A 21,688-nucleotide genomic window follows, 5' to 3' on the forward strand; every position below is an offset into this window, starting at 1 on the left:
AAGATATTATGGAGGACTGTAGTTTTGAAAGGGGGTTTGCGGTGGAGGCTGCATTAGAAACCAGCGCCCGGTTCGTACTCAAGGTGCTTTGGCTCGATAAAGATGTCGCGTTAGCGGTTGATCAAGTCGTTGGTAAGGGCACGAGCCCGCTGACAGCTTACTTCTTTTGGCCTCGCAACGATGCTTGGGAACAAATGAAGGCTGAACTTGAAGGTAAAAGCTGGATTTCCGAAGAAGAGCGCGTAGAGCTGCTCAATACTGCCACTGAAATCATTAACTATTGGCAAGAGGAAGGCAAGGGCAAGCCCATGCGGGTCGCTCAAGAAAAGTTTAAGAACGTTCTGTTCACAGGTAGTTCGTGAAGACTGGGGACATCAGCCCATCGGTAATATTGCCGCCCCCCAGTAAAGCCTGAATCAAACCATTAAAAAGCGACTGTTCAATGAACAGCCGCTTTTTTGTGGCTAATGACGATAGCTATCGTTGCGGAGGCAAAATCTCAGCAGCATTCAGCAATGCTAAACCGCACCACCTGCTGCTTGCAGACGCGCCCGCGCCCGACGTAACTCTTGCTTGGCTTGCAGAGACGCCCGACGATCATCGGCAGAAACCGTGTTGACCGCAGTCTGCGCCGCCTCAAAAGCACTACGGGCTTCATCCTGATCGATATTGCTGCCCTGCTCAGCGCCCCGCACCAGAATGGTGACTTCGTCATTATCGACTTCGGCAAAGCCACCCATGACGGCGATCGCCACCCACTCTTTCTCAGGGCGAACTCGCATGACACCGATATCTAAGGCCGTCATCAACGGCGCGTGCCCACCTAAAATACCGAGTTGCCCAGTCGTACTCGGCAAAATAATTTCTTCCGCTTCTGCATCCCAGACCGTTTTGTCGGGAGCGATTACTCGCACGGTTAAAGACATGATGGATTAAACCGCTCTTTTAACAAGACAAATGTACAAACAGGAGCCGAATTACTCACGTTTCATCAGCTCCTGCCAATCCGCGAATTAGGACTTCGCCTTCATTTCTTCTGCCGCCTTGAGCACCATATCCATGTTGCCCTTGAGGTAGAAAGCCTGCTCAGGAATGTCATCCAATTCGCCATTCAGAATCATCTGGAAGCCCTTGATGGTTTCTTCCAAAGTGACGTACTGGCCAGCCATCCCGGTGAAGATCTCAGCCACAAAGAACGGCTGCGACAAGAATTTCTCGATTTTACGAGCTCGTGCCACCGTCAAGCGATCGTCCTCAGACAATTCATCCAGACCCAAAATCGCGATGATGTCTTGCAACTCTTTATAGCGCTGCAAAGTGGACTGCACAGCTCGCGCCGTGTTGTAATGCTCGTCGCCCACAATATCCGACTGCAGCATCGTAGAGGTGGAATCCAGAGGGTCGACCGCTGGATAGATGCCTTTGGAAGCCAAGGCTCGAGAGAGCACCGTGGTGGCATCCAAGTGAGCAAAGGTAGTTGCTGGGGCAGGGTCAGTCAAGTCATCCGCTGGTACATAAACGGCCTGAATGGAGGTAATTGAGCCTTCCAAGGTCGAGGTAATGCGCTCTTGCAAATCACCCATATCAGTACCCAGCGTCGGCTGATATCCCACTGCAGAAGGCATGCGACCCAGCAGTGCGGACACCTCAGAACCCGCCTGGACAAATCGGAAGATGTTGTCGATGAACAACAACACATCCTGCTTGTTGACGTCACGGAAGTACTCAGCCATAGTCAGCGCCGACAACGCCACGCGCATCCGGGCTCCAGGTGGCTCATTCATCTGACCGTACACTAGCGCTACTTTGGACTGTGCCAAATCTTCGCTATTGATCACACCGGACTCGATGAATTCGTTGTAGAGGTCATTGCCCTCACGGGTGCGTTCACCCACACCGCCAAACACCGATACGCCGCCGTGCTCTTTGGCGATGTTGTTAATCAATTCCTGAATAAGGACGGTTTTGCCCACACCGGCACCGCCAAACAGTCCCGTTTTGCCACCACGGCGATAGGGCGCCAGCAGGTCAATAACTTTAATACCCGTTTCAAAAACCGCAGGCTTCGTTTCTAACTCAGTAAACTTAGGAGACTCGCGGTGAATCGGCGAAGACTCATCGTTAGCAACGGGACCTTTTTCGTCAATGGGCTCACCCAGAACGTTAAAAATGCGCCCCAAGGTCGCACCACCAACCGGCACACTAATCGGTGCACCCGTATCAACCGCTTCCATGCCGCGCACCAAGCCGTCGGTGCCGCTCATGGCAACCGCCCGAACCTTGGAGTCGCCAAGAAGCTGCTGTACTTCGCAGGTGACGGAAACTTCTTGTCCAGCGGGGTTAGTCCCCTTGATTTCCAAAGCGTTATAAATTTCTGGTAGGCTTCCGCCCTTAAATCCGACGTCCACAACGGGTCCGACGACCTGGACGATGTAGCCGACATTGGTTTTCTCTGCAGTGGTGACCATGCTTGCGTCTATATCTCTGTGATCTGCTTTCTGGCCGCTTTCTAAAGACAACCTTAGGTTTCGCAGCGCCAACTAACACATTATCACTGAACGCACACCTTCCAAGCGATCGCAGCCGCAATTCTCATTTTGGCAATGCCCTGTTCACTGAGCGTGGATGAGCGAGGAATCTGCGATGACCTAGACACCCTGATTACCATGGCTCCAGCCCTGTCGGCTGAGGTCAACGGTGTCGCGATCGCCGCCCATATTGCCCACAAAGTTTGTTGCCCCTGGGCAAGGGCATGGCTCCCCTGACGTACAGCTAGCTACCCGCCTCAGCCGCCAAGCTGCCAGTCCATTCGGCAGCAAGCGTTTGGCCTCTGGGGGTGAGGCTTTCTTAACGAAAGGATTACTTTCACTGTTTAGTGTTGTAGGGTCAAAACGAAGCGTGACTTAAGTAGACTATGGCCCAAGCCACAAAATCCAAGTCCTCTGTTGATTTGAGCGACCCGCAATATTATTTCAACCGAGAGCTGAGCTGGCTGGCGTTCAACGATCGCGTGCTACACGAAGCGATCGATCCCCGCACTCCGTTTCTTGAAAGGGTCAAATTCATTGCGATTTACAGCTCTAACCTGGACGAATTTTTTATGGTGCGGGTGTCAGGCTTGATGGAGCAAGTCAGTGCTGGGGTCAAAACTAAAACGGCCGATGGGTTAGGGCCAGCCGCCGTGATGGATGCCATTCGCGCCCATCTGCGACCGCAGTTGCAAAAGCAGCATCATTTTTTTCAACAGGAGTTGCGGCCTCAGCTACAAGCCCACAACGTCTACTTACTTGACTACAGCGAATTTAATTCTGCCCAGCAGGCCTATCTCAAAGAATATTTTGAGCGGCAGATTTTTCCGGTGTTGACGCCTCTGAGCGTTGATCCGGCCCATCCGTTTCCCCGACTGTCGAACCTGAGCCTGAATCTGGCCGTCGCGGTGACCAATCCCGAAACCAAGATTCAGAAGTTTGCGCGGGTAAAGGTGCCGAATAATTTGCCGCGCTTCATTGGGTTGCCGCCAGAGTTAGTTGATGAGGAGACCGTGTGGGCTGGCACCACGCTGGAGGAAATCATTGCCCATCATCTGACTTACCTGTTTCCTGGTATGGAGATTTCGGGCCACTACTTATTTCGGATTACGCGGGATGCGGATTTTCCGGTACGGGAAGACGAGTCGGATGATTTGCTAGTGGCCATGGAGGAAGAAATTAGCAAGCGACGACTCGAAGGCTTTGTCTGTCGCCTCGAAATTGAGTCAGCGATGCCGACAGATCTGCGAGAAGGGCTCATGCAGGAATTGCAGGTCGCCGAAGAAGATATTTACGAACTGGACGGGGTGCTGGATCTCAAGGATCTGTTCTTTTTCTTGTCGATGCCGTTGCCACAGCTCAAAGATCAGCCCTGGTCAGCGGTGACGCCACCCCGATTGAAAAGTGTAGAGCGCGGTGAAGAGAGCATTTTTAGCGCGATCCGCAAGCGCGATGTCTTGGTTCATCATCCCTATGAGTCGTTTTCGGCTTCGGTGCAGGCGTTTGTGGAGAAGGCGGCACTAGATCCGCATGTGTTGACTATCAAAATGACGCTTTATCGCACGTCGGGAGATTCACCGATTGTGCGATCGCTGATTGCGGCAGCAGAAAATGGCAAACAAGTGGTGGCCCTGGTAGAAATCAAGGCTCGCTTTGACGAAAAGAACAACATCATCTGGGCGCGCAAGTTAGAAGATGCAGGCGTGCACGTGGTGTATGGCGTGGTGGGCTTGAAAACTCACACCAAAACGACGTTGGTAGTGCGGCAAGAGGGCGATCGCATTCGCCGCTACGTCCACATTGGTACCGGCAACTACAACCCCAAAACCTCGAAGCTGTACACCGATTTGGGCATTCTCAGCGCGCGGGATGATCTGGGTGCGGATTTGACCGATGTGTTCAACTTTTTGACGGGCTATTCGCGCCAGACCAATTATCGGCGGCTGCTGGTGGCGCCCTTGACCTTGCGCCAGGGCATGTTGCAGCTGATCGAGCGAGAAGTGGCTCATGTGAAAGCGGGGGAACCGGGGCGGATTATCGCCAAAATGAATTCTCTAGTCGATGCGGAGATGATTCGAGCGCTGTATCGAGCATCGCAGGCGGGTGTAGAAATTGATTTAATTGTGCGGGGTATCTGCTGTTTGCGGCCCGGGGTACCAGGGGTTAGCGATCGCATTCGCGTGATCAGCGTGATTGGCCGCTTTTTAGAGCACGCTCGCATTTTTTACTTCACCAACAATGGTGAGGAGGAAATCTATATCGGTAGTGCCGACTGGATGCCCCGCAACCTCGACCGCCGGGTGGAAGCCGTGACGCCGGTGCTGGATACCGACGCCGTGCAAGAACTCAAAGATATTTTGGAAATTATGCTGGCGGATAATCGCTTTGCCTGGGACTTGGGGGCTGATGGCCAGTTTGTGCAACGGCAGCCCAGCGAAGGAGAACCCGTCATTAGCACCCATGATCAGCTCATGGAGCGGACGCTGAAACGCGATCGCGGCGGCACCATCGACAGCATCGCCTAAATGTTGCATCGCTCGTCAACCCAGGTTCCCGTTGGCAAAGGAACTCGCCGCTATAGGCTTTGTCACAATCGCCCTGTGAGCGATCGCTTTTTGGTATGAGTAGCCATGCGATGTCGCAACGGAGCTAGCCGCGATTAATCTCTCGGTCACCATTGCAGAAGCCCTGGGCGGCCTTGGTCTATTCCTGCTCGGAATGACAGTGATGACCGATGGCCTGCGATCGCTGGCGGGCAATGCCATGCGATCGGCACTGATGCGGTTTACCAAAACGCCCGTGTCAGGAGCCCTGACCGGAGCGGTGACGACGGCGCTGCTGCAATCGTCAAGTGCCACCACCGTCGCGACGGTGGGATTTGTCAGTGCCGGACTCCTCCGCTTTGAGAATGCGCTGGGCATCATTTTTGGGGCCAATCTGGGCACCACCGTCACGGGTTGGCTCGTAGCGATTCTGGGCTTCAAACTACAGCTCGATACGGCGGTGCTGCCGCTGATTTTCATCGGCGCGAGTCTGAAGCTGTTCGCCGGGGAGAACTACGCCAAGGTCGGGATGGCGATCGCCGGATTTGGCCTGATCTTTGTCGGCATCAGTACCCTGCAAACAGCGATGGGCGAGGTGCAAGGGGTGATCACGCCGGAGCGCCTGCCCAGCGATACGTGGCTGGGCCGATTGCAACTGGTGACCCTGGGCATCATCGCGACCATCATCACCCAATCCTCGAGTGCCGGGGTGGCGACAACGTTGGCGGCGCTCTATGCCGGGGCGATCAACTTTGCTCAAGCAGCGGCGTTGGTCATCGGTATGGATGTCGGTACGACCGTCACGGCCATGATCGCCACCCTGGGCGGTTCTGTGGATACGCGGCGAACGGGACTCTCCCACGTCATGTACAACGTCATTACCGCCGCGATCGCCCTCACGCTGATTACACCTTATGTCTCGATTTGGGAGGCGATCGCCCCAGGGCAGCTCACCCAAAATGCCGAAATCGGCCTCGTCGCGTTTCACACCAGTTTCAACATCGTCGGGGTGCTGTTGCTGCTGCCCTTCACCGCGCAGTTTGCCCGGTTGATTACGCACCTGCTGCCAGGCCATGGCCCTACCTTTACCGATGGCTTGAGCCACGAACTGCTCGACCAGCCAGATCTCGCTCTCCGGGCGGCGCAAATCTCTATTCAGTCAGAGTTCATCGCCCTGTTGCAGCATATTCATGCCATTCTCGGACACACCAACGGCCAGCTCGCGGAACTCCCGGCTTTGCAGGTGGCTCTCGACGAAACCCACAGCTATCTCGACAGCATCCAGCTCCGCAGCACCCACGCTAACCAACTGGAACGCTTAATCGCGATGATGCACGCCCTCGATCATTTGCAACGCATCCACGAGCGCTGCGAAGAAGATGAAGACCGCGCCTACACGGCCCAAAGAACGGTAGATTTGGCAGCGGAATATCGGCTGCTGGTGGAGAGTGTAGATGAGGCGATCGCCGCCCTGCAAAGCAGTGATTGGTATCAAGCCAACCAAATTGCGACCACCAGCGCTAAACACATTCACCAACAGGTGCGCCCCTATCGCGACCAGACCATTGCCCAAATGGCGCAAGGCGAACTTGATGTCGTGCAAGGCACAGCCCGCCTGGAAGCGATTCGCTGGTTGCGGCGCGTCAGTAAACACATCGCCCGGATTACAGGGCACATGCAGCAGGCCACTTTAGCGATCGGAAAATGAAAGCGTGCTTAATGCGTTCACTCAGTGACATCACCCGATGCTGGTGGAGTTGGTTCCAGGGTCACATCTTCATACAGCGCGGCCAGCGTCTCGACGAACTGTAGGCTTTGCAGTTCAAATGTTGCCGTCTCGTCAGCGGGGGTATAGCTCTGCAACAGCCAAAGGTTATCTGGCGTCCGGCGAAAGCATTCCACTCGCTCATGGCGAGTATTGATGATCACGTACTCTTCCAGCGTGTCGAGGCTCTGATAATCGGTAAATTTGTCGCCTCGGTCAAAAGCCTCCGTCGAATCCGACAGCACCTCTACAATCAGCTTAGGAAAACGCTTATACGTCGAAGTCTCCGCATCTCGCGCATCGCAGGTGACCACCACATCGGGATAGTAAAAGCAGTTCTTGGCATCGACGCGCACTTTCATATCAGCGATGTAAACCCGACAGCCTGTACCGCGTACATGACTACGCAGCAGGGCGAATAGGTTGCCCGCGATCGTGACATGCACATCACTCGCGCCCGCCATCGCAAACGCCTGGCCGTCAATATATTCGTGTTTGGTTAGGCTCTCCGCCTCGAAGCGCAGATACTCATCCGGCGTCAATGCGGGTTGAGGAGACGCAATCATGCCGCAATCACCCAATCGCTGGTTCCATTTTAGACAGCCTTCACCAGATAGCCCCGCATCGCCCGACCAATCATGTAAAAATGTTTCTTAAACCTTATTCAGTTTGAGAACTGGAGTTTGACATCAGCGAGGCAACCTTACCTGGCCTCTCCTTATGAAGGAGAGGAATCAGAATTTGCTTAAACCTCTCCTTCATAAGGAGAGGGGTCGCAGGCGGTGAGGTTAACCCGACTATCCCAACTCCACTTGATGAACCTGGATGAGATTGATCGCCATTTTAGAAATCACTTACGGCTGACGCTCCTGCTATGACCCACGCCTTTTTAGAGCACCTTCATCGTCCCGATCGCCCCGTTGTTGTGTTTGACGGCGCGATGGGCACGAACCTGCAAGTGCAAAACCTGACCGCCGAGGATTTTGGCGGGCCAGAGTACGAAGGCTGTAACGAATACCTCGTGATGACTAAACCGGAAGCGGTCGCCAAAGTGCATCGTGGCTTTCTGGAGGCGGGAGCTGATGTCATCGAAACCGATACCTTTGGCGGCACCTCCATTGTGCTGGCTGAATACGACCTAGCGGATAAAGCCTACGAACTGAACAAAGTCGCTGCCGAACTCGCGAAAAGCGTCGCTGCCGAATTTTCCACTTCCGAAAAGCCCCGCTTCGTAGCGGGTTCGATGGGACCGGGCACCAAGCTGCCCACCCTCGGCCACATCGACTTTGACACGCTGAAGGCCGCCTATGTGGAGCAGGCCAAAGGACTCATCGACGGCGGCGTGGACCTGATGTTGGTCGAAACCTGTCAGGACGTGCTGCAAATCAAAGCGGCACTAAACGGCATCGAAGAAGCGTTTGAGGCCACGGGAACCCACCTGCCCATCATGGTCTCCGTCACGATGGAGCAGCAGGGCACCATGCTCGTCGGCACCGAGATGGCCGCTGCCCTGGCAATCCTGGAACCGTACCCCATCGACATTTTGGGCCTGAACTGCGCCACCGGCCCCGACTTGATGAAAGACCACGTCAAGCACCTGGCGGAGCAGTCCCCCTTTGCCATCTCCTGTATCCCCAACGCCGGACTCCCCGAAAACGTCGGCGGTCAAGCGGTCTACCACCTCTCCCCGATGGAACTGCGCATGGCGTTGATGCACTTCGTCGAAGACCTCGGCGTACAGGTGATCGGCGGCTGCTGCGGCACCCGGCCCGAGCACATCGCCCAACTGGCCGAGATTGCCAAGGATTTGCACCCGAAGGAACGACCCGTGCGGGGAGGCAGAGGAGCAGGGGAGCAGGGGAGACAAGACACCCTAGCCCCCCATCCCCCTAGCCCCCCATCCCCCCAAATCGATCCTCGTCCCGCGCTCAACTACGTCCCCTCCTCCGCGTCCATCTACAGTCCCCAGCCCTACGACCAGGACAATTCGTTCCTGATTGTGGGTGAGCGGCTGAATGCGAGCGGTTCGAAGAAGTGCCGCGAGATGCTGAATGCGGAAGACTGGGATGGGCTGGTGGCGCTGGCGCGATCGCAGGTCAAAGAGGGTGCCCATGTCCTCGACGTGAACGTGGACTATGTGGGGCGCGATGGCGAGCGCGACATGCACGAACTCGTGTCCCGACTCGTCACCAACGTGACGCTACCCCTGATGCTCGACTCCACCGAGTGGCAAAAGATGGAAGCGGGGCTGAAAGTTGCGGGCGGTAAGTGCATTCTCAACTCCACCAACTACGAAGACGGCGACGAGCGCTTCTTCAAGGTGTTGGAACTGGCGAAAAAGTACGGCGCGGGCGTGGTGGTCGGCACCATCGACGAAGACGGCATGGCCCGTACCGCTGAGAAGAAATTCCAGATTGCCCAACGGGCGTATCGGGATGCGCTGGAGTACGGCATTCCGGCCCGTGAGCTGTTCTTTGACACCCTGGCGCTGCCCATCTCCACCGGGATTGAAGAAGACCGGGTGAACGGCAAGGAAACCATCGAAGCGATTCGCCTGATCCGGGAAAATCTGCCCGGTAGCCACATCATGCTGGGGGTTTCCAATGTTTCCTTTGGTCTGAATCCGGCGGCGCGGGTGACACTGAACTCGGTGTTCCTCCACGAAGCGATGCAGGTGGGCCTGGATGGGGCGATCGTCAGTGCCGCCAAAATCCTGCCCCTCGCCAAAATCGATCCCGAGCATCAAAAGATTTGTCGCGACTTGATCTACGACAACCGCGAATACGACGGCGATATTGTCACCTACGATCCCCTGACGAAGCTGACGACGCTGTTCGAGGGCAAGAGCCTGAAGAAGAAAGAGGCGATCGCCAAAGACCTCCCTGTCGAAGAACGCCTGAAACAGCACATCATTGACGGCGAACGGATTGGTTTAGAAGACGCCCTAGCGGATGCCCTGAAACAATACGAACCGCTCCACATCATCAATACCTTCTTGCTCGACGGCATGAAGGTCGTCGGTGAACTGTTCGGCTCCGGGCAAATGCAGCTTCCCTTTGTGCTGCAATCCGCTCAAACCATGAAAGCGGCAGTAGCTTACCTGGAACCCTTTATGGAGAAGTCCGACAGCGACGGTTCCGGCAAGGGCACCTTCATCATCGCCACGGTGAAAGGCGACGTTCACGACATCGGCAAAAACCTGGTGGACATCATCCTTTCCAATAACGGCTACAAGGTCGTCAACCTGGGCATCAAGCAGCCCGTGGAGAACATCATTCAGGCTTACCGCGAGCACAACGCCGACTGCATCGCCATGAGCGGTCTGCTGGTGAAGTCCACTGCGTTCATGAAAGACAACCTGGCCACTTTCAACGAAGCAGGCATCACCGTTCCCGTCATCCTTGGCGGCGCGGCCCTCACCCCCAAGTTCGTCCACGAAGACTGTCAGAACACCTACAACGGCAAAGTCGTCTACGGCAAAGATGCGTTCGCCGATCTGCACTTTATGGATAAGCTCATGCCCGCGAAGTCGGAGGGGAATTGGGATGACCTCAAAGGCTTTTTGGATGAGGAGATGGCTTTGGTAGAGGAGCAGGGGAGCAACGGAGCAGGGGAGCCGGTTGTCCTTGACGAAGAGACCAATCCCTCAACTCCCCATCCCCCTAGCCCCCCTGCCTCCGCCGACACTCGCCGCTCTGAGGCCGTCGAAATCAACATCCCTCGACCCACGCCACCGTTCTGGGGCACCAAGATTCTCAATCCCGAGGATATTCCTCTCGACGAGGTGTTCTGGTATCTGGACTTGCAGGCGCTGTTTGTGGGTCAGTGGCAGTTCCGCAAGCCCAAAGAGCAGTCGCGGGAAGAGTACGACGCCTTTTTGCAGGAGACGGTGCATCCGATTCTGGATAAGTGGAAGGCTCGCATTCTGGCGGAAAAGCTGCTGCATCCGCAAATCGTGTACGGCTATTTCCCCTGTCTGGCGGAAGGGAATTCATTGCACATCTACGATCCGGCTGTGCTGGAAGCAGGGGAGCAGGGGAGCCAGGGAGCAGAGCAACCGGATGCGGCTGTCAGCGTAGCCCCTCATCCCCCTAGCCCCCTAGCCCCGATCGCGACCTTCACCTTCCCCCGCCAAAAGTCCCTGCGTCACCTCTGTATCGCTGACTTCTTCTTGCCGAAGGATCAGGCCAAACCGGGTGAATTCGACGTATTCCCGATGCAGGCGGTCACGGTGGGCGAAATTGCGACGGAATTTGCCCAAAAGCTGTTCCAGGCAGACCAATACACCGACTACCTCTACTACTACGGGCTGTCGGTACAGACGGCGGAAGCGATGGCGGAATGGTGCCATGCCCGCATTCGACGGGAGCTGGGCTACAGGGATCAAGAACCTGACACCCTCCGCGAAGTGCTCCAGCAACGCTATCAGGGATCGCGGTACAGCTTTGGTTATCCTGCCTGTCCCCACATTCCCGATCAGTACGTGCAGTTAGACTTGCTCCAAACCGATCGCATCGGCATGTACATGGACGAAAGCGAACAGCTCTATCCTGAACAGTCCACAACCGCGATCGTCACGTATCATCCCGTCGCGAAATATTTCAGCGCCTAAACGGGATGCAGAGGGATCACTGATTTTCAGTTCATCATCAAGCGAGTAGCGTAGAATCCAATCAAGCTTAGCTGCTTGAGGAGTGATGTCTTGAAACTCTCAGATTGGATTAGCCTCATCTGTTTTGTACTGTCTTTGGTGATTCTCTGGCAGTTTCGCGGCATTTTGCTGCTGGTGTTTGCGGCGATCGTTCTCGCCATTGCGCTCAATAGTTTGGTGCGGCGCTTGGTGCGGCGTTTTGAGGTTCTCCGCCCTCGCGCCGTCCTCATGGCGATGGGCATCGTGCTGGTCGTGATGACCCTATTTTCGGTGTTGGTGGTACCGCTGTTTGCCAATCAGTTTGAGCAGTTATTAGAACTCGTACCCCAGGGCTTTAATCGGTTAGATCGATGGGTGGCAGGGCTTTCTGCTAATCCACCCGAGTGGGTGCCCGATATCGTGGCTGACTTTGAGTTGCCGCGTCTCAATAATTTGATTGAGCAATTTTTAACCTTTAGCGGGCAGTTTTTCGGCAATTTTGTGAGCTTTTTCTCCGGCTCGGTCGTCACCCTCTTGCAAATGCTCCTGCTGTTCGTACTAACTATCATGTTTTTGAGCGATCCGCAGGCGTATCGGCGCTTGTTGCTGCGCTTATTTCCTTCTAGTTATCGGCGGCGAGCAGACGAAATTTTAGATAAATGCGAGTGGTCGCTACTGTGTTGGCTGGGGGGCGTCTCCGTCAACTCTTTGTTTGTCGCGACCTTGAGCTTTTTGGGATTGGTGGTTTTGCAGGTGCCTTATCCGTTTGCTAATGCGATGCTGGCAGGCTTGTTCAACTTTATTCCGAACATCGGTCCGGCATTAAGCGCCATCTTCCCGATTATCGTCGCGTTGTCACAATCCTTTGGTAGCGCGATCGGGGTGGTGATCCTGTATGTCGTGATTCAGAATCTGGAGAGCTATTGGTTTAGCCCGATGATGATGCGCAAGCAAATCTCTCTGTTGCCCGCAGCGACCTTAGTGGTGCAGCTCTTTTTTGCTAACTTTCTCGGGCCGGTGGGACTGATTTTGGCTTTGCCCTTAGCCGTGGTGTGTAAAACCTGGATTGAGGAAGCCTGGATTATCGACGTTTTAGAAAAAGGTCAGGCAGTCACGTCCGAAGGCTCTGCGGCGTCTCTAGAATCTGAGACGCCGCCAGCGATCGAGTCAACTAATCAGTCAGAATAGCGAGCAAAGATAGACGGGGTCGGGGGCGATCGCTACGATAAAGGGTGAATTTCGTTTCAGCCATTATCACCATGAGCCTCAAAGACCGCATTTCTGAAGACATCAAAACCGCGATGAAGGCCAAAGATAAACTACGCCTTGAAACGGTACGCAGCATCAAAAAGGTCATCATCGAAGAAGAAAGTACGGCCCGAGGCAAGGGGCAAGAGTCACTGACAGAAGCGCAAGAACTGGCGATTTTGACGCGGTTGGCTAAGCAGCGCAAGGACGCGATCGCTCAATATACCGACGCCAACCGTACCGACTTGGCAGATCAGGAAGCCGCCGAACTGACCATCATTGAAGAGTACCTGCCAGCGCAAGTCTCCGACGCCGAAATTGAGGCGATCATCGACGGTCTGATTGCGAAAACGGGAGCCACTTCGGCTAAAGACATGGGCAAAGTCATGGGACCAGCCATGAAAGAATTGCAAGGTCGCGCTGACGGCGCCAAAGTGCAGGCGATGGTCAAATCAAAGCTGGCCGGATAACTCAGCGGTATTTCTGTTTGACCTGCTTAGCCCAGGTGTTCCAATCACCTGGCGCTAAAAGTACGGGAACCAGTCAAAGTTACGTAAGCCCTCGCGCAATCGATCTGGCCGAGTCGATATCACGCCTCCTAGACGACCCTTTAGGAATCAGGATTTTATAAAACCCAAGTTTTTTCGGCAGCATTTTGCCTGCGCTTGAACAGCCGAGACGGCTGTTCACACTTAATTAAGTTCCCATTCCTTAGTCATTCAGACAAGTTGATTCAGGCGCATACCTATCGGCCTCAAAATTCAGCTTCGAAAAGCCCACCAGAGTGTGATCCCACTCAGCAAACCACAGACACCGCCCAAAGCAGCGGTTAACAACCAATTGTCAGTGCGAAAGTTGACCTGGTTAGTTGCAGGATGGTTGATGAAACGATTCACCTCCTCGGCTAGTGCGATCGCAGGCATCGCCCGGGCATTCGCCAAAAGAGAAAAATCACCTTGATCGGTCGCCAATACGACTTGGTGCAAGATTTGAGTATCCCCCTCATCATTCGTGTAAGTCTCCTGCCGAATGCGGGCTGCTCGCAGTGCTTCAGCAGTCATTACAAGGGTGCCTTGGTCTTGCAGCCTCCAGGCCAACAGCACACACTGTTGATTCGCACAACGCAGTTCAATCCGATGATTAATCGCAATCACGACTAAGAGGCCACCCAAAAACAGGCTGAGGCTAACCATGACCATCGGCAACCTGACACTCGCTCCTCGCCGTCCGGGTTGTCGTGCCGAGAGCAGAAATGCAGGAAAAATTCCGACTGTGACAATCAAAGTCAGGCCGACGACATATTTAAACAATCGGTTAGACACCCTCAGGTGTAAATCAGTCGTCGGATTTTCTACAAACGCATTGATTTTATTCGCGATCGCCTGCTGAAGAATATCTTGACCATAGGGGGCAGACGCCGCGTAAACTCCCTCAGAAAACTGATATTCCGGCTGTACACGAAGCATCACAGAGCCAGCCGAATTCAAATATGCGCCCTGAAGTTGAGTCACAGCAAAATCAACTTCTTGACGACTGATTAAGGTTGAGCGCGTCAGTCGACAAGCCTGCGGCTCAATATGACAAGTTAATGTGGTTTGAGAAGCCGTCAGTAGTGAGTAAATTCCCACGAGGAAAAATATTCCCAAACCCAAGCTCACGAGAGCCAACTGAACAATTGCCCGAACAGGAAACCGATTAGGTGAGTGATTGGAGGCATGCGTCATACACTACATCGCCATTCCATCATGAATCTAAGCCTAGAACAGCTGATCAACCACAACTGTCATCAAGTCGCAGTATTCCCAAGAATTGTCCAATGCCACTGCCCGCTCAACCACAATTCAGGCGTGATGCTTAGATATGCCTGTTGAAAGCCCCATCGCAATCCAATCAATATGACATTCTACGGTAAAGCGCGGATCTCTCAGATATCCAGAAGCTTGGTACAAAAACGTTTTGAATTCTGCCTTTGCTTCTCTCACTAGGCAAAAAAATAAGCCCCTGAACTCAGGAATGCATCCTATCGTTCCAGGGACTAACCTAGCTGATGGAATTTCAAGCACTGAAACCCAATGTGAGGGGCTAGTAAGCAAGGGTTTCTAGAGTTTCACGCAGATAGAGCCGAACTTGTTTATCAAGGGATAAATCACCAAGTTCCGAAGATTGCTGCTGCTTCCAGCCTTGAAAACCAGAGCTGTTAGCGATCGCCTCTCTGAGATTAGCCCAAATTTCGCTATCTTCAGAGGTATTGCGCATCGATACCGAAGGAAAACTGGCCATACGCGCTTCCATAGTGAGAGAACAAACAGTCATTGAGCTCTTGCTTGACGGAACTATAAACAGCTTTGCCTAGCATTCACTCAGTAGTCTAAGCATAACGCACCTAATCGAGGCTCCATTGTGCGTACAACCACACTTTTATTCGTAATTGGAGCGAAAATTAAGATTTTCTGAACAGTTTTTTAATTCATAACATTGACTCAATTTATTTAACTGGGATCCAAACTGGTAGGCACTGAATGCAAACCAGGGCGAAGCTCAGATACGCCACCATTATCAGCTGCAGGAGTGACCACCTTAGACGCCTCTACGGCATCATCCCCCGGCTCAGAAGCGTCTGAATGAGTAGTCGATGTCCCATCCATTTTCTGCTGCAAAGCTTGATGTCGCTCTGGCGGCGGAACGATCGCGGTAGTCGAGTCTGAATCTTCAGGTATTAGACGATGAGGAGGCTCTGCCGTTATCGATACATCTGCTGCAGATATTGCCGATCTGTGGTTGATCATATGAGACCCAAATTCCTTGATTGCGGTCTGACTCTCGCCGCCAGACACTTTGTCCTCTGCGAATGGAGCTACTGGCCATGCCGTTAACAGATCCGAAGGCGGCGCCATGCTCGGTGTAGACACCGAGGGGTCGTCCTTGTCGATCTCGGTGGCATCAGCGACGTGCTCGTCTGAATCGCCTCCTAAATTCACTTCAGGTTCTTCTACAACAGCAGACTGAGCCTCGTCACTCCCTTCGGGCGCAGACAAACTTTTAGACTGAATTACAGGACTCGAATCTGCTGAGTGAGGAATCGTCACCTCAGCACTCTCGGGCGCAATAGATTGCTTCTCAACAATGACTTTATCGGTTCCTGGTGAAGCGGCTGGCGTTTGGTCAGGCTGCTCACCAACAGCTGGCTGAGTAGGCCCGATCGACTCTGAAATGAAGGTTTCCGACGCTGCGGAGGCATCCGGCAAAATCCGGCCCAGCCGTACGCCTACCACTAAAAAATTCGTTAAGACCTTCGTGACTTTAAACGGCGTTGTATGTTCTAGTTGTCGCGGTGAAATCAGCAGAAGCGGGACGACCGTCGCTGGCACTAAAGCGAATAAATTAGCCAGCCCAAAGCCCCCAGCACAAATCGCCCAGCCTGTTGCCCGAGACTTGTCAGATAGCCAGGGTAAGTCGATCGCCATGGGAGCCATCTGATACAGGCGATACAGCATGAACCAAAGCGCGATCGCAGTGAGCACCACGAGCCCCCGGCTCCACCAGTTCCGCTGAATCGTCAATAAACGTCGCCGCTCGACTGAGAGTCGATCTGGCCGGAGAGCCAGCCCCGGCACGCTAAAGATATAGAACGGCCGCTGCAGCTGCAACCAAACAATCGGCAACACACTGACTAGCGTTAAGGTTGTGATCTCCAACCAAGGCGGCACAATAGGCTCACCAACCGCTAATCCTGCCAGACATACATCAAGCCAAAGGGGCACCGTAGCCAAACCCGCTAGATGTAGCCAAAGGTAAGGATCGCGGCGGTGAGAAGTCATGAAGGTTATACCGGTGACAGCTTACGGCGTTGGGTGACAAGCTTGTAGGCTTCAATGCGATCGCCTTCTTGCCAACCATTAAAGTTGTCTACACCGATACCACATTCAAAGCCCGAAGCCACTTCTTTGACATCATCCTTCATACGCTTGAGGGAATCGAGGGTGCCTTGATAAACCACATCGTTGCCCCGGCGGACACGGATATGACAGTTACGGGTCACTTTGCCTTCAGTCACATAAGAACCAGCCACGGTGCCTTTGCGCACCGAGAATACGGCCCGCACTTCCACAGTCCCCAAGGGCTCTTCGACCAGCTCTGGCTCTAGCAAACCTTCCATCGCCCCTTGAATATCATCCAAGAGGTTATAGATGATGTCGTAGTCGCGCACATCAACGCCCTGGCGATCAGCCGCTTGACGAGCTCCAGAAGCCAAGGTGGTATTGAACCCGATTAGTACCGCACCACTAGCTGCAGCCAGGTCAACATCCGTTTCACTAATTTCACCAGGAGCCCCTAACAAGACACGAATTTGCACTTCGTTTTGAGGCATCTGCTGGAGTGCGGCCAAAATGGCTTCAACCGATCCCTGAACATCGGCCTTTAAAATAATGTTCAGCTCTTTAAGGTCACCCTCTTGAGCCTTAGCTGACAAGCTGCTCAAGGTAACCCGGCGCGAAGCCATCGCCTGTTGTAAACGAGAACGGCGCTGCTCATCAGAACGTGAATCCGCAACGCTGCGAGCTTCACGCTCATCAGCAAACACTTCAAACTCATCCCCAGCGGCTGGCACGTCATTCAGGCCCAACACTTCCACCGCAAAGGATGGCGTCGCCTCTTTGACGCGATCGCCGCGGTCGTCAATCATGGCTCGCACCTTACCAAAGACAGAGCCTGCTACGACACTGTCCCCAACACGTAGGGTGCCGTTTTGCACCAACAGCGAAGCTACGGGCCCTCGAGCTTTGTCCAAGTTAGCTTCAATAATGGTGCCCTTAGCTAAGCTATCCGGATTAGCATGCAAATCCTCAACTTCCGAGACTAAGAGAATCATTTCCAGCAGCGTATCGAGGTTATCACCGTTGATCGCACTCACTGGCACCATGATGGTCTCACCGCCCCACTCCTCAGGGACTAAGCCGTGTTCCATCAGCTCTTGCTTAACGCGATCGGGCTGGGCCGACTCTTTGTCAATCTTATTGATTGCTACGACAATAGGAACTTCAGCAGCCTTCGCATGACTAATGGCTTCGATCGTCTGGGGCCGGACACCATCATCAGCAGCCACTACCAAAATCGCGATATCAGTAACTCGCGTTCCGCGGGCTCGCATCGCCGTAAAGGCCTCGTGCCCAGGCGTATCGAGAAAAACGATCTGCTGTTGATTGCCATCATGTGTCACATCAACGTGGTAAGCACCGATGTGCTGGGTAATACCGCCCGCTTCCCCTTGGGCGACTTTCGTTTCTCGAATTGAGTCAAGCAGGGTAGTCTTACCATGGTCAACGTGACCCATGATCGTCACGACTGGGGGCCGCTTCGACAAGTTCTCCAAGTCTTCCACTGAGAGCATCTCGGTGACTTTCTTCGCTTCCGATTCTTGCTCAGCGGTTTCAACTAAAATTTCAAACTCTTCTGCCACCATCTTGGCAGTTTCGACATCTAGGGTTTGGTTAATGTTGGTAGCAATCCCTTTGAAGAAGAGCAGCTTGATAATTTCCGTCTCAGGCACGACGATTTGATTCGCCAGTTCATGAACGGACAAGCCCCCCCTCAGAGTGATCATCTCAGGCCGTTCGGGCTCGTTATTTTGATTACGACGATCGCGACGCTGATTACGATTGCCGTCGCGCTGCTGAGGCTTGTGCGACTTCGGGGTACTAACAGGCTTCGGACCACCCTTCGATTTCGGCTTGGGTGGTCTTGCCAGAGACATACTCAGAGCCGCAGACGCGCCATTACTGTTGCTATCTCCCGTCACTTCATCAAGATCAGCCAGGATTTCTTCCTCTTGATCCTTTAGAAGATCATTCCCCCGACGCTTCGTCTTCTTAGTGGTTTTCTGCTGTTCTTGCTCGTCGTCTTCACGCTCTTTAGGTTTACGTTTGTGACGGGGAGGCGAAGGTCGGCGCAGAATGGGTTCTTCGGTGACGGTATCCGGAGCGGATGCGCTGTCCTCATCCGTTGAATCTTCTGCTTCCTTCAAAGCGTCCGAACGCTTAGGTCGTGGCCGCTTCAGCTCAGGTTTCGGCTTAAGCAGCGTCGTCTCGTCTTCGTCATCAATTTCACGAATTTCAATCCGTTTGGGTTGACCGTCATCCTCTCCCCGAGCATCTGAGCGATCGCGCTTCTTCAAGACAGGCCGCGTTGGCTTTGCGGGCTTTGTAGGCCGTTCAGGCGGTCCCACCAACTCGACATCAGGTTTCGCCGGTGCAGTTGGCGCTTCAGGCTTTGCTGGAGCAGTTGCCTCGGCATTGGGAGCCGGAGTTGTTGGCGGGCCCACAAGCTCTGGTGACTCTTCGGCGCTACTCCCAGGCCGCTTAAGCTTGGGTTTAGGTAAAGTCGAGGGGACTGCTGGACGGCTAGAAGTCGTTTCAGCAACCGATTCTTCTGCAGTGTCAACCGCTGTCGATTCAGGAGCGGTCGGCGGCGTTGGGGCCGTTGCAGACTTGGGCCGATGACGGCGAATTTCCAAAATTTGCTGCTTTTTAGGACGCGGCGTTTCCTTACTTTTAGCAGCAGGCTTGCGAGGACGGGGGGGCGAAGGTTTAGTTGGCTTGCTCAATAGTTTTCCAGATGTCTCCTTGACCTCATTGCGAATGCGTTGGGCATCCTCACCCGTGATAGTGCTGCTGTGGCTCTTGGCAGCAATTTCCAAGCGTTCACAGATGGTCAGAATATCCTTATTTTCCAAGCCAAGATCCTTTGATAATTCGTATATTCTGACTTTGCCGTTGTTCATTCAAATCTCCCTCGCCAATATCGCTATTTCATAAACCAACCTGCTTTGTTAGATAAACCGTACATTGACTTGCTGTGACAAGTTGTCGCAGTCCCGAAATTCAAGCTATCAAAATCAGGTCTATAACTTCAAAAAGCTGAAGCTATCAACTCTTCGATCTCATACCTACAACATTCTAGAGCATAGCTCTATCAAACCCTCACCATAGCGCACCTGAGGAAGGACTACACATTTCAGCGAAATGTTTTAAGAGTATCAGGTGCTAGCTCTGGGTCATTGAGCGGTTAGAACCAGTCTCAAGACTGGATGAAGATTGCAATCGTTGCCACAGCTGCTGGTAAATTGTTTCGGAAACTGACACTCTCAGAGCTTTGCTCAGGCGATTTTTCTTTTGCGCCATGCTCAAGCAACTGGTTGTAGGGCAGAGATAAGCAGAACGCCCCAGACCTTGGTCAAGCTGAACAGTCCCTGTATCGTGCTGACGAACCACCCGCCATAGGTTTGGCTTAGGGGCGATCGCGCGACAACTTACACAGCGTCGATGATTCGGTTTCATGACGTTAGTAAAGGAAAGCTCATTCCTCCTCTGGTGCGACGTCTGCCGCCAACTCATCATCTGCGGGATCAGCAGTTTCTGCTGTCTCACCATCACCCAAGGCGACAGGGGTTTCCGCTGGACTCTCGGCTGAGCCTTCTTCTATGGTAGCGGCTGGTGCTGCTTCTGTTGTAGCGGCGTCCGGTTCTGTCGCCAGTGGGGTCTCGGTTTCGCCGTTAGCGGCAGCTCGGGCCGCCGCTTCCGCCGCTTCACGGGCATCTTCCTCTTCGGCAGCAGCCGCGATCGCGGCCAAACGAGCCGCTTTAGCTGCCTGTCGAGCTGCTTCTTCCTCACGACGAGCCGCTTCCGCTGCTTCGCGAGCCGCTTCTTCCGCCTGCCGAGCCGCTAGTTGCTCAGCAAGCTTGCGGTCTTCTTCGGCGTAGTCGTATTTTGCCGTGTCTTTGATGTCGATTTTCCAGCCCGTCAACTTGGCCGCCAGACGGACATTCTGACCTTCTTTACCAATGGCTAAACTAAGCTGATCTTCGGGCACCAATACATGGGCCTGTCGATCTTCCGGGTTCATCAGGCGCACTTCATCCACTCGCGCTGGACTCAGCGCATTAGCAATGTAAGTTGCAGGATCCAGCGAATAACGAATCACGTCAATTTTTTCGCCACGCAATTCACTTACCACGGCTTGAATACGAGAGCCCCGAGCCCCGATGCAGGCTCCGACCGGATCAACATCGCGCTCAGCAGTATCGACAGCGATTTTGGTGCGTGGCCCCACCGAGCGGGAGGGCGGATTCGCTTCCCGCGCGACAGCAACAATGCGAACGATTTCGTCCTCGATTTCGGGGACTTCGTTGGAAAATAGTTCCACTACTAACGCCGCATCGGCCCGCGAGACTAAGAGCTGTGGTCCTCGGTGCGAACCTTCGGAAACTTTTTTCAGCACTACCCGAAACTGGGAGTTAGGGCGATAGTTATCATTGGGCAGTTGATCGCGCTTGAGCAACTCGGCTTCGACTTCTGGCTGCCCGGTGCCGCTGCTCACAGTCATAATGACCGACTGCCGCTCGAACCGCTGCACTTTTGCCGTCAGCACTGTGCCTTCTAAATCTTGAAACTCTTCTTGAATGAGTTTGCGCTGTTGGTCACGCAGCTTTTGCGCGAGCACCTGCTTGGTTTGGATGGCGGCCATGCGGCCAAAATCTTTCTGTTCTGGCGTCACATCCAACACCACCACGTCACCGACTTGCGCCTCAGGAGCGACTTCCAGCACTTCTGCCAAGGCGATTTGGTGATCAGGGTTTTCCACTTCTTCGGCAATCGTTTTACTCGCTAGTACGCGAAAGCCCTGCTCGTCTTCGTATTCGATGTCAAGTTCAATATCAAAGTTATCAAAGTAGCCTTCCTCAAAGTTAACGCTATCCGCCGCCCGATGGGTCCGACGAAAGCGCTCATATCCTTTGAGTAAGGCTTCTCGTAGCGCATTTTCTACTGCATATTTCGGCAAATTGCGCTGAGCGCTAATTTCATCAATGGTTTCTTTTAGTTTTGGCAGGCTGACTAAAGACATCGCTGGATTTTCCTCAACTCCCTCAAAAATAGTGGCGCTCGCGGTCGTAACGTAACCAGTCACCGTAAAGACATCC

General features: G+C 53.8%; 16 protein-coding genes. 7 read left to right on the plus strand and 9 right to left on the minus strand.

Annotated features, from left to right (window positions below; genetic code table 11):
• Positions 1-41: 41 nt before the first annotated feature.
• The gene (locus DYY88_RS03980; protein WP_039725649.1) at positions 42-362 is read left to right on the plus strand and encodes a 30S ribosomal protein PSRP-3; all 321 of its coding nucleotides are present in this window, start codon (positions 42-44) and stop codon (positions 360-362) included.
• Positions 363-518: 156 nt separating this feature from the next.
• Here the strand turns inward: DYY88_RS03980 and atpC are convergent, their stop codons facing one another.
• Together atpC and atpD are read right to left on the minus strand one after the other, a co-directional pair.
• Positions 519-926, minus strand: a complete 408-nt coding sequence (gene atpC, locus DYY88_RS03985; protein WP_039725650.1) for an ATP synthase F1 subunit epsilon — start codon at positions 924-926, stop codon at positions 519-521.
• A gap of 87 nt (positions 927-1,013) precedes the next feature.
• Complete coding sequence (atpD, locus tag DYY88_RS03990; RefSeq protein ID WP_039725651.1) at positions 1,014-2,468, minus strand: F0F1 ATP synthase subunit beta; 1,455 nt, start codon at positions 2,466-2,468, stop codon at positions 1,014-1,016.
• Positions 2,469-2,603: 135 nt separating this feature from the next.
• Here atpD and DYY88_RS23970 point away from each other — a divergent pair, with 135 nt between their 5' ends.
• The 3 genes from DYY88_RS23970 (at position 2,604) to DYY88_RS04000 (ending at position 6,779) form a co-directional block, all read left to right on the plus strand.
• Positions 2,604-2,765 carry a hypothetical protein gene (locus DYY88_RS23970; RefSeq protein ID WP_160299511.1) on the plus strand — a complete coding sequence of 54 codons (162 nt, stop codon included), beginning with the start codon at positions 2,604-2,606 and terminating at the stop codon, positions 2,763-2,765.
• Positions 2,766-2,914: 149 nt separating this feature from the next.
• Positions 2,915-5,053: a polyphosphate kinase 1 gene (gene ppk1 / locus DYY88_RS03995; protein ID WP_039725652.1), complete on the plus strand. Its 2,139-nt coding sequence runs from the start codon at positions 2,915-2,917 to the stop codon at positions 5,051-5,053.
• Between the two features lie 163 nt (positions 5,054-5,216).
• On the plus strand, positions 5,217-6,779 hold the full coding sequence (locus tag DYY88_RS04000; protein ID WP_302849232.1) for a Na/Pi cotransporter family protein: 1,563 nt from the start codon (positions 5,217-5,219) through the stop codon (positions 6,777-6,779).
• A 17-nt stretch (positions 6,780-6,796) separates the two neighbouring features.
• Here DYY88_RS04000 and DYY88_RS04005 read toward each other — a convergent pair whose 3' ends face one another.
• Positions 6,797-7,402 (minus strand): Uma2 family endonuclease, encoded by a 606-nt coding sequence (locus tag DYY88_RS04005; RefSeq protein WP_039725654.1) that lies wholly within the window; start codon positions 7,400-7,402, stop codon positions 6,797-6,799.
• A 308-nt stretch (positions 7,403-7,710) separates the two neighbouring features.
• Between DYY88_RS04005 and metH the strand changes: the two genes are divergently transcribed.
• The 3 genes from metH to DYY88_RS04020 all read left to right on the plus strand — a co-directional run bounded on the left by metH (position 7,711) and on the right by DYY88_RS04020 (position 13,184).
• A complete protein-coding gene (metH, locus tag DYY88_RS04010; protein WP_039725655.1) occupies positions 7,711-11,448 on the plus strand; it encodes a methionine synthase in 3,738 nt (1,245 codons plus the stop codon).
• A 90-nt stretch (positions 11,449-11,538) separates the two neighbouring features.
• Entirely contained in the window at positions 11,539-12,654 is a 1,116-nt protein-coding gene (locus DYY88_RS04015) for an AI-2E family transporter (protein WP_039725656.1), read from the plus strand.
• A gap of 71 nt (positions 12,655-12,725) precedes the next feature.
• Positions 12,726-13,184: a GatB/YqeY domain-containing protein gene (locus DYY88_RS04020; protein ID WP_039725657.1), complete on the plus strand. Its 459-nt coding sequence runs from the start codon at positions 12,726-12,728 to the stop codon at positions 13,182-13,184.
• A 291-nt stretch (positions 13,185-13,475) separates the two neighbouring features.
• On the opposite strand, the gene DYY88_RS04025 is transcribed toward DYY88_RS04020, so the two are convergent.
• The 6 genes from DYY88_RS04025 to nusA form a co-directional block, all read right to left on the minus strand.
• Positions 13,476-14,180: a hypothetical protein gene (locus DYY88_RS04025; RefSeq protein ID WP_130199317.1), complete on the minus strand. Its 705-nt coding sequence runs from the start codon at positions 14,178-14,180 to the stop codon at positions 13,476-13,478.
• A gap of 616 nt (positions 14,181-14,796) precedes the next feature.
• The gene (locus DYY88_RS04030; protein ID WP_039729405.1) at positions 14,797-14,994 is read right to left on the minus strand and encodes a hypothetical protein; all 198 of its coding nucleotides are present in this window, start codon (positions 14,992-14,994) and stop codon (positions 14,797-14,799) included.
• A gap of 209 nt (positions 14,995-15,203) precedes the next feature.
• Positions 15,204-16,532: a low-complexity tail membrane protein gene (locus tag DYY88_RS04035; RefSeq protein ID WP_044151034.1), complete on the minus strand. Its 1,329-nt coding sequence runs from the start codon at positions 16,530-16,532 to the stop codon at positions 15,204-15,206.
• Positions 16,533-16,537: 5 nt separating this feature from the next.
• Positions 16,538-19,492 carry a translation initiation factor IF-2 gene (gene infB, locus DYY88_RS04040; RefSeq protein WP_039725659.1) on the minus strand — a complete coding sequence of 985 codons (2,955 nt, stop codon included), beginning with the start codon at positions 19,490-19,492 and terminating at the stop codon, positions 16,538-16,540.
• Between the two features lie 262 nt (positions 19,493-19,754).
• A complete protein-coding gene (locus DYY88_RS04045) occupies positions 19,755-20,141 on the minus strand; it encodes a YlxR family protein (protein WP_367889259.1) in 387 nt (128 codons plus the stop codon).
• On the minus strand, positions 20,068-21,612 hold the full coding sequence (gene nusA, locus DYY88_RS04050) for a transcription termination factor NusA (protein WP_039725660.1): 1,545 nt from the start codon (positions 21,610-21,612) through the stop codon (positions 20,068-20,070). Before nusA ends, DYY88_RS04045 begins: the two co-directional genes overlap by 74 nt.
• Between the last annotated feature and the right edge of the window lie 76 nt (positions 21,613-21,688).

The sequence above is a fragment of the Leptolyngbya iicbica LK genome, from assembly GCF_004212215.1.
GTDB classification, from domain to species: domain Bacteria; phylum Cyanobacteriota; class Cyanobacteriia; order Phormidesmidales; family Phormidesmidaceae; genus Halomicronema; species Halomicronema iicbica.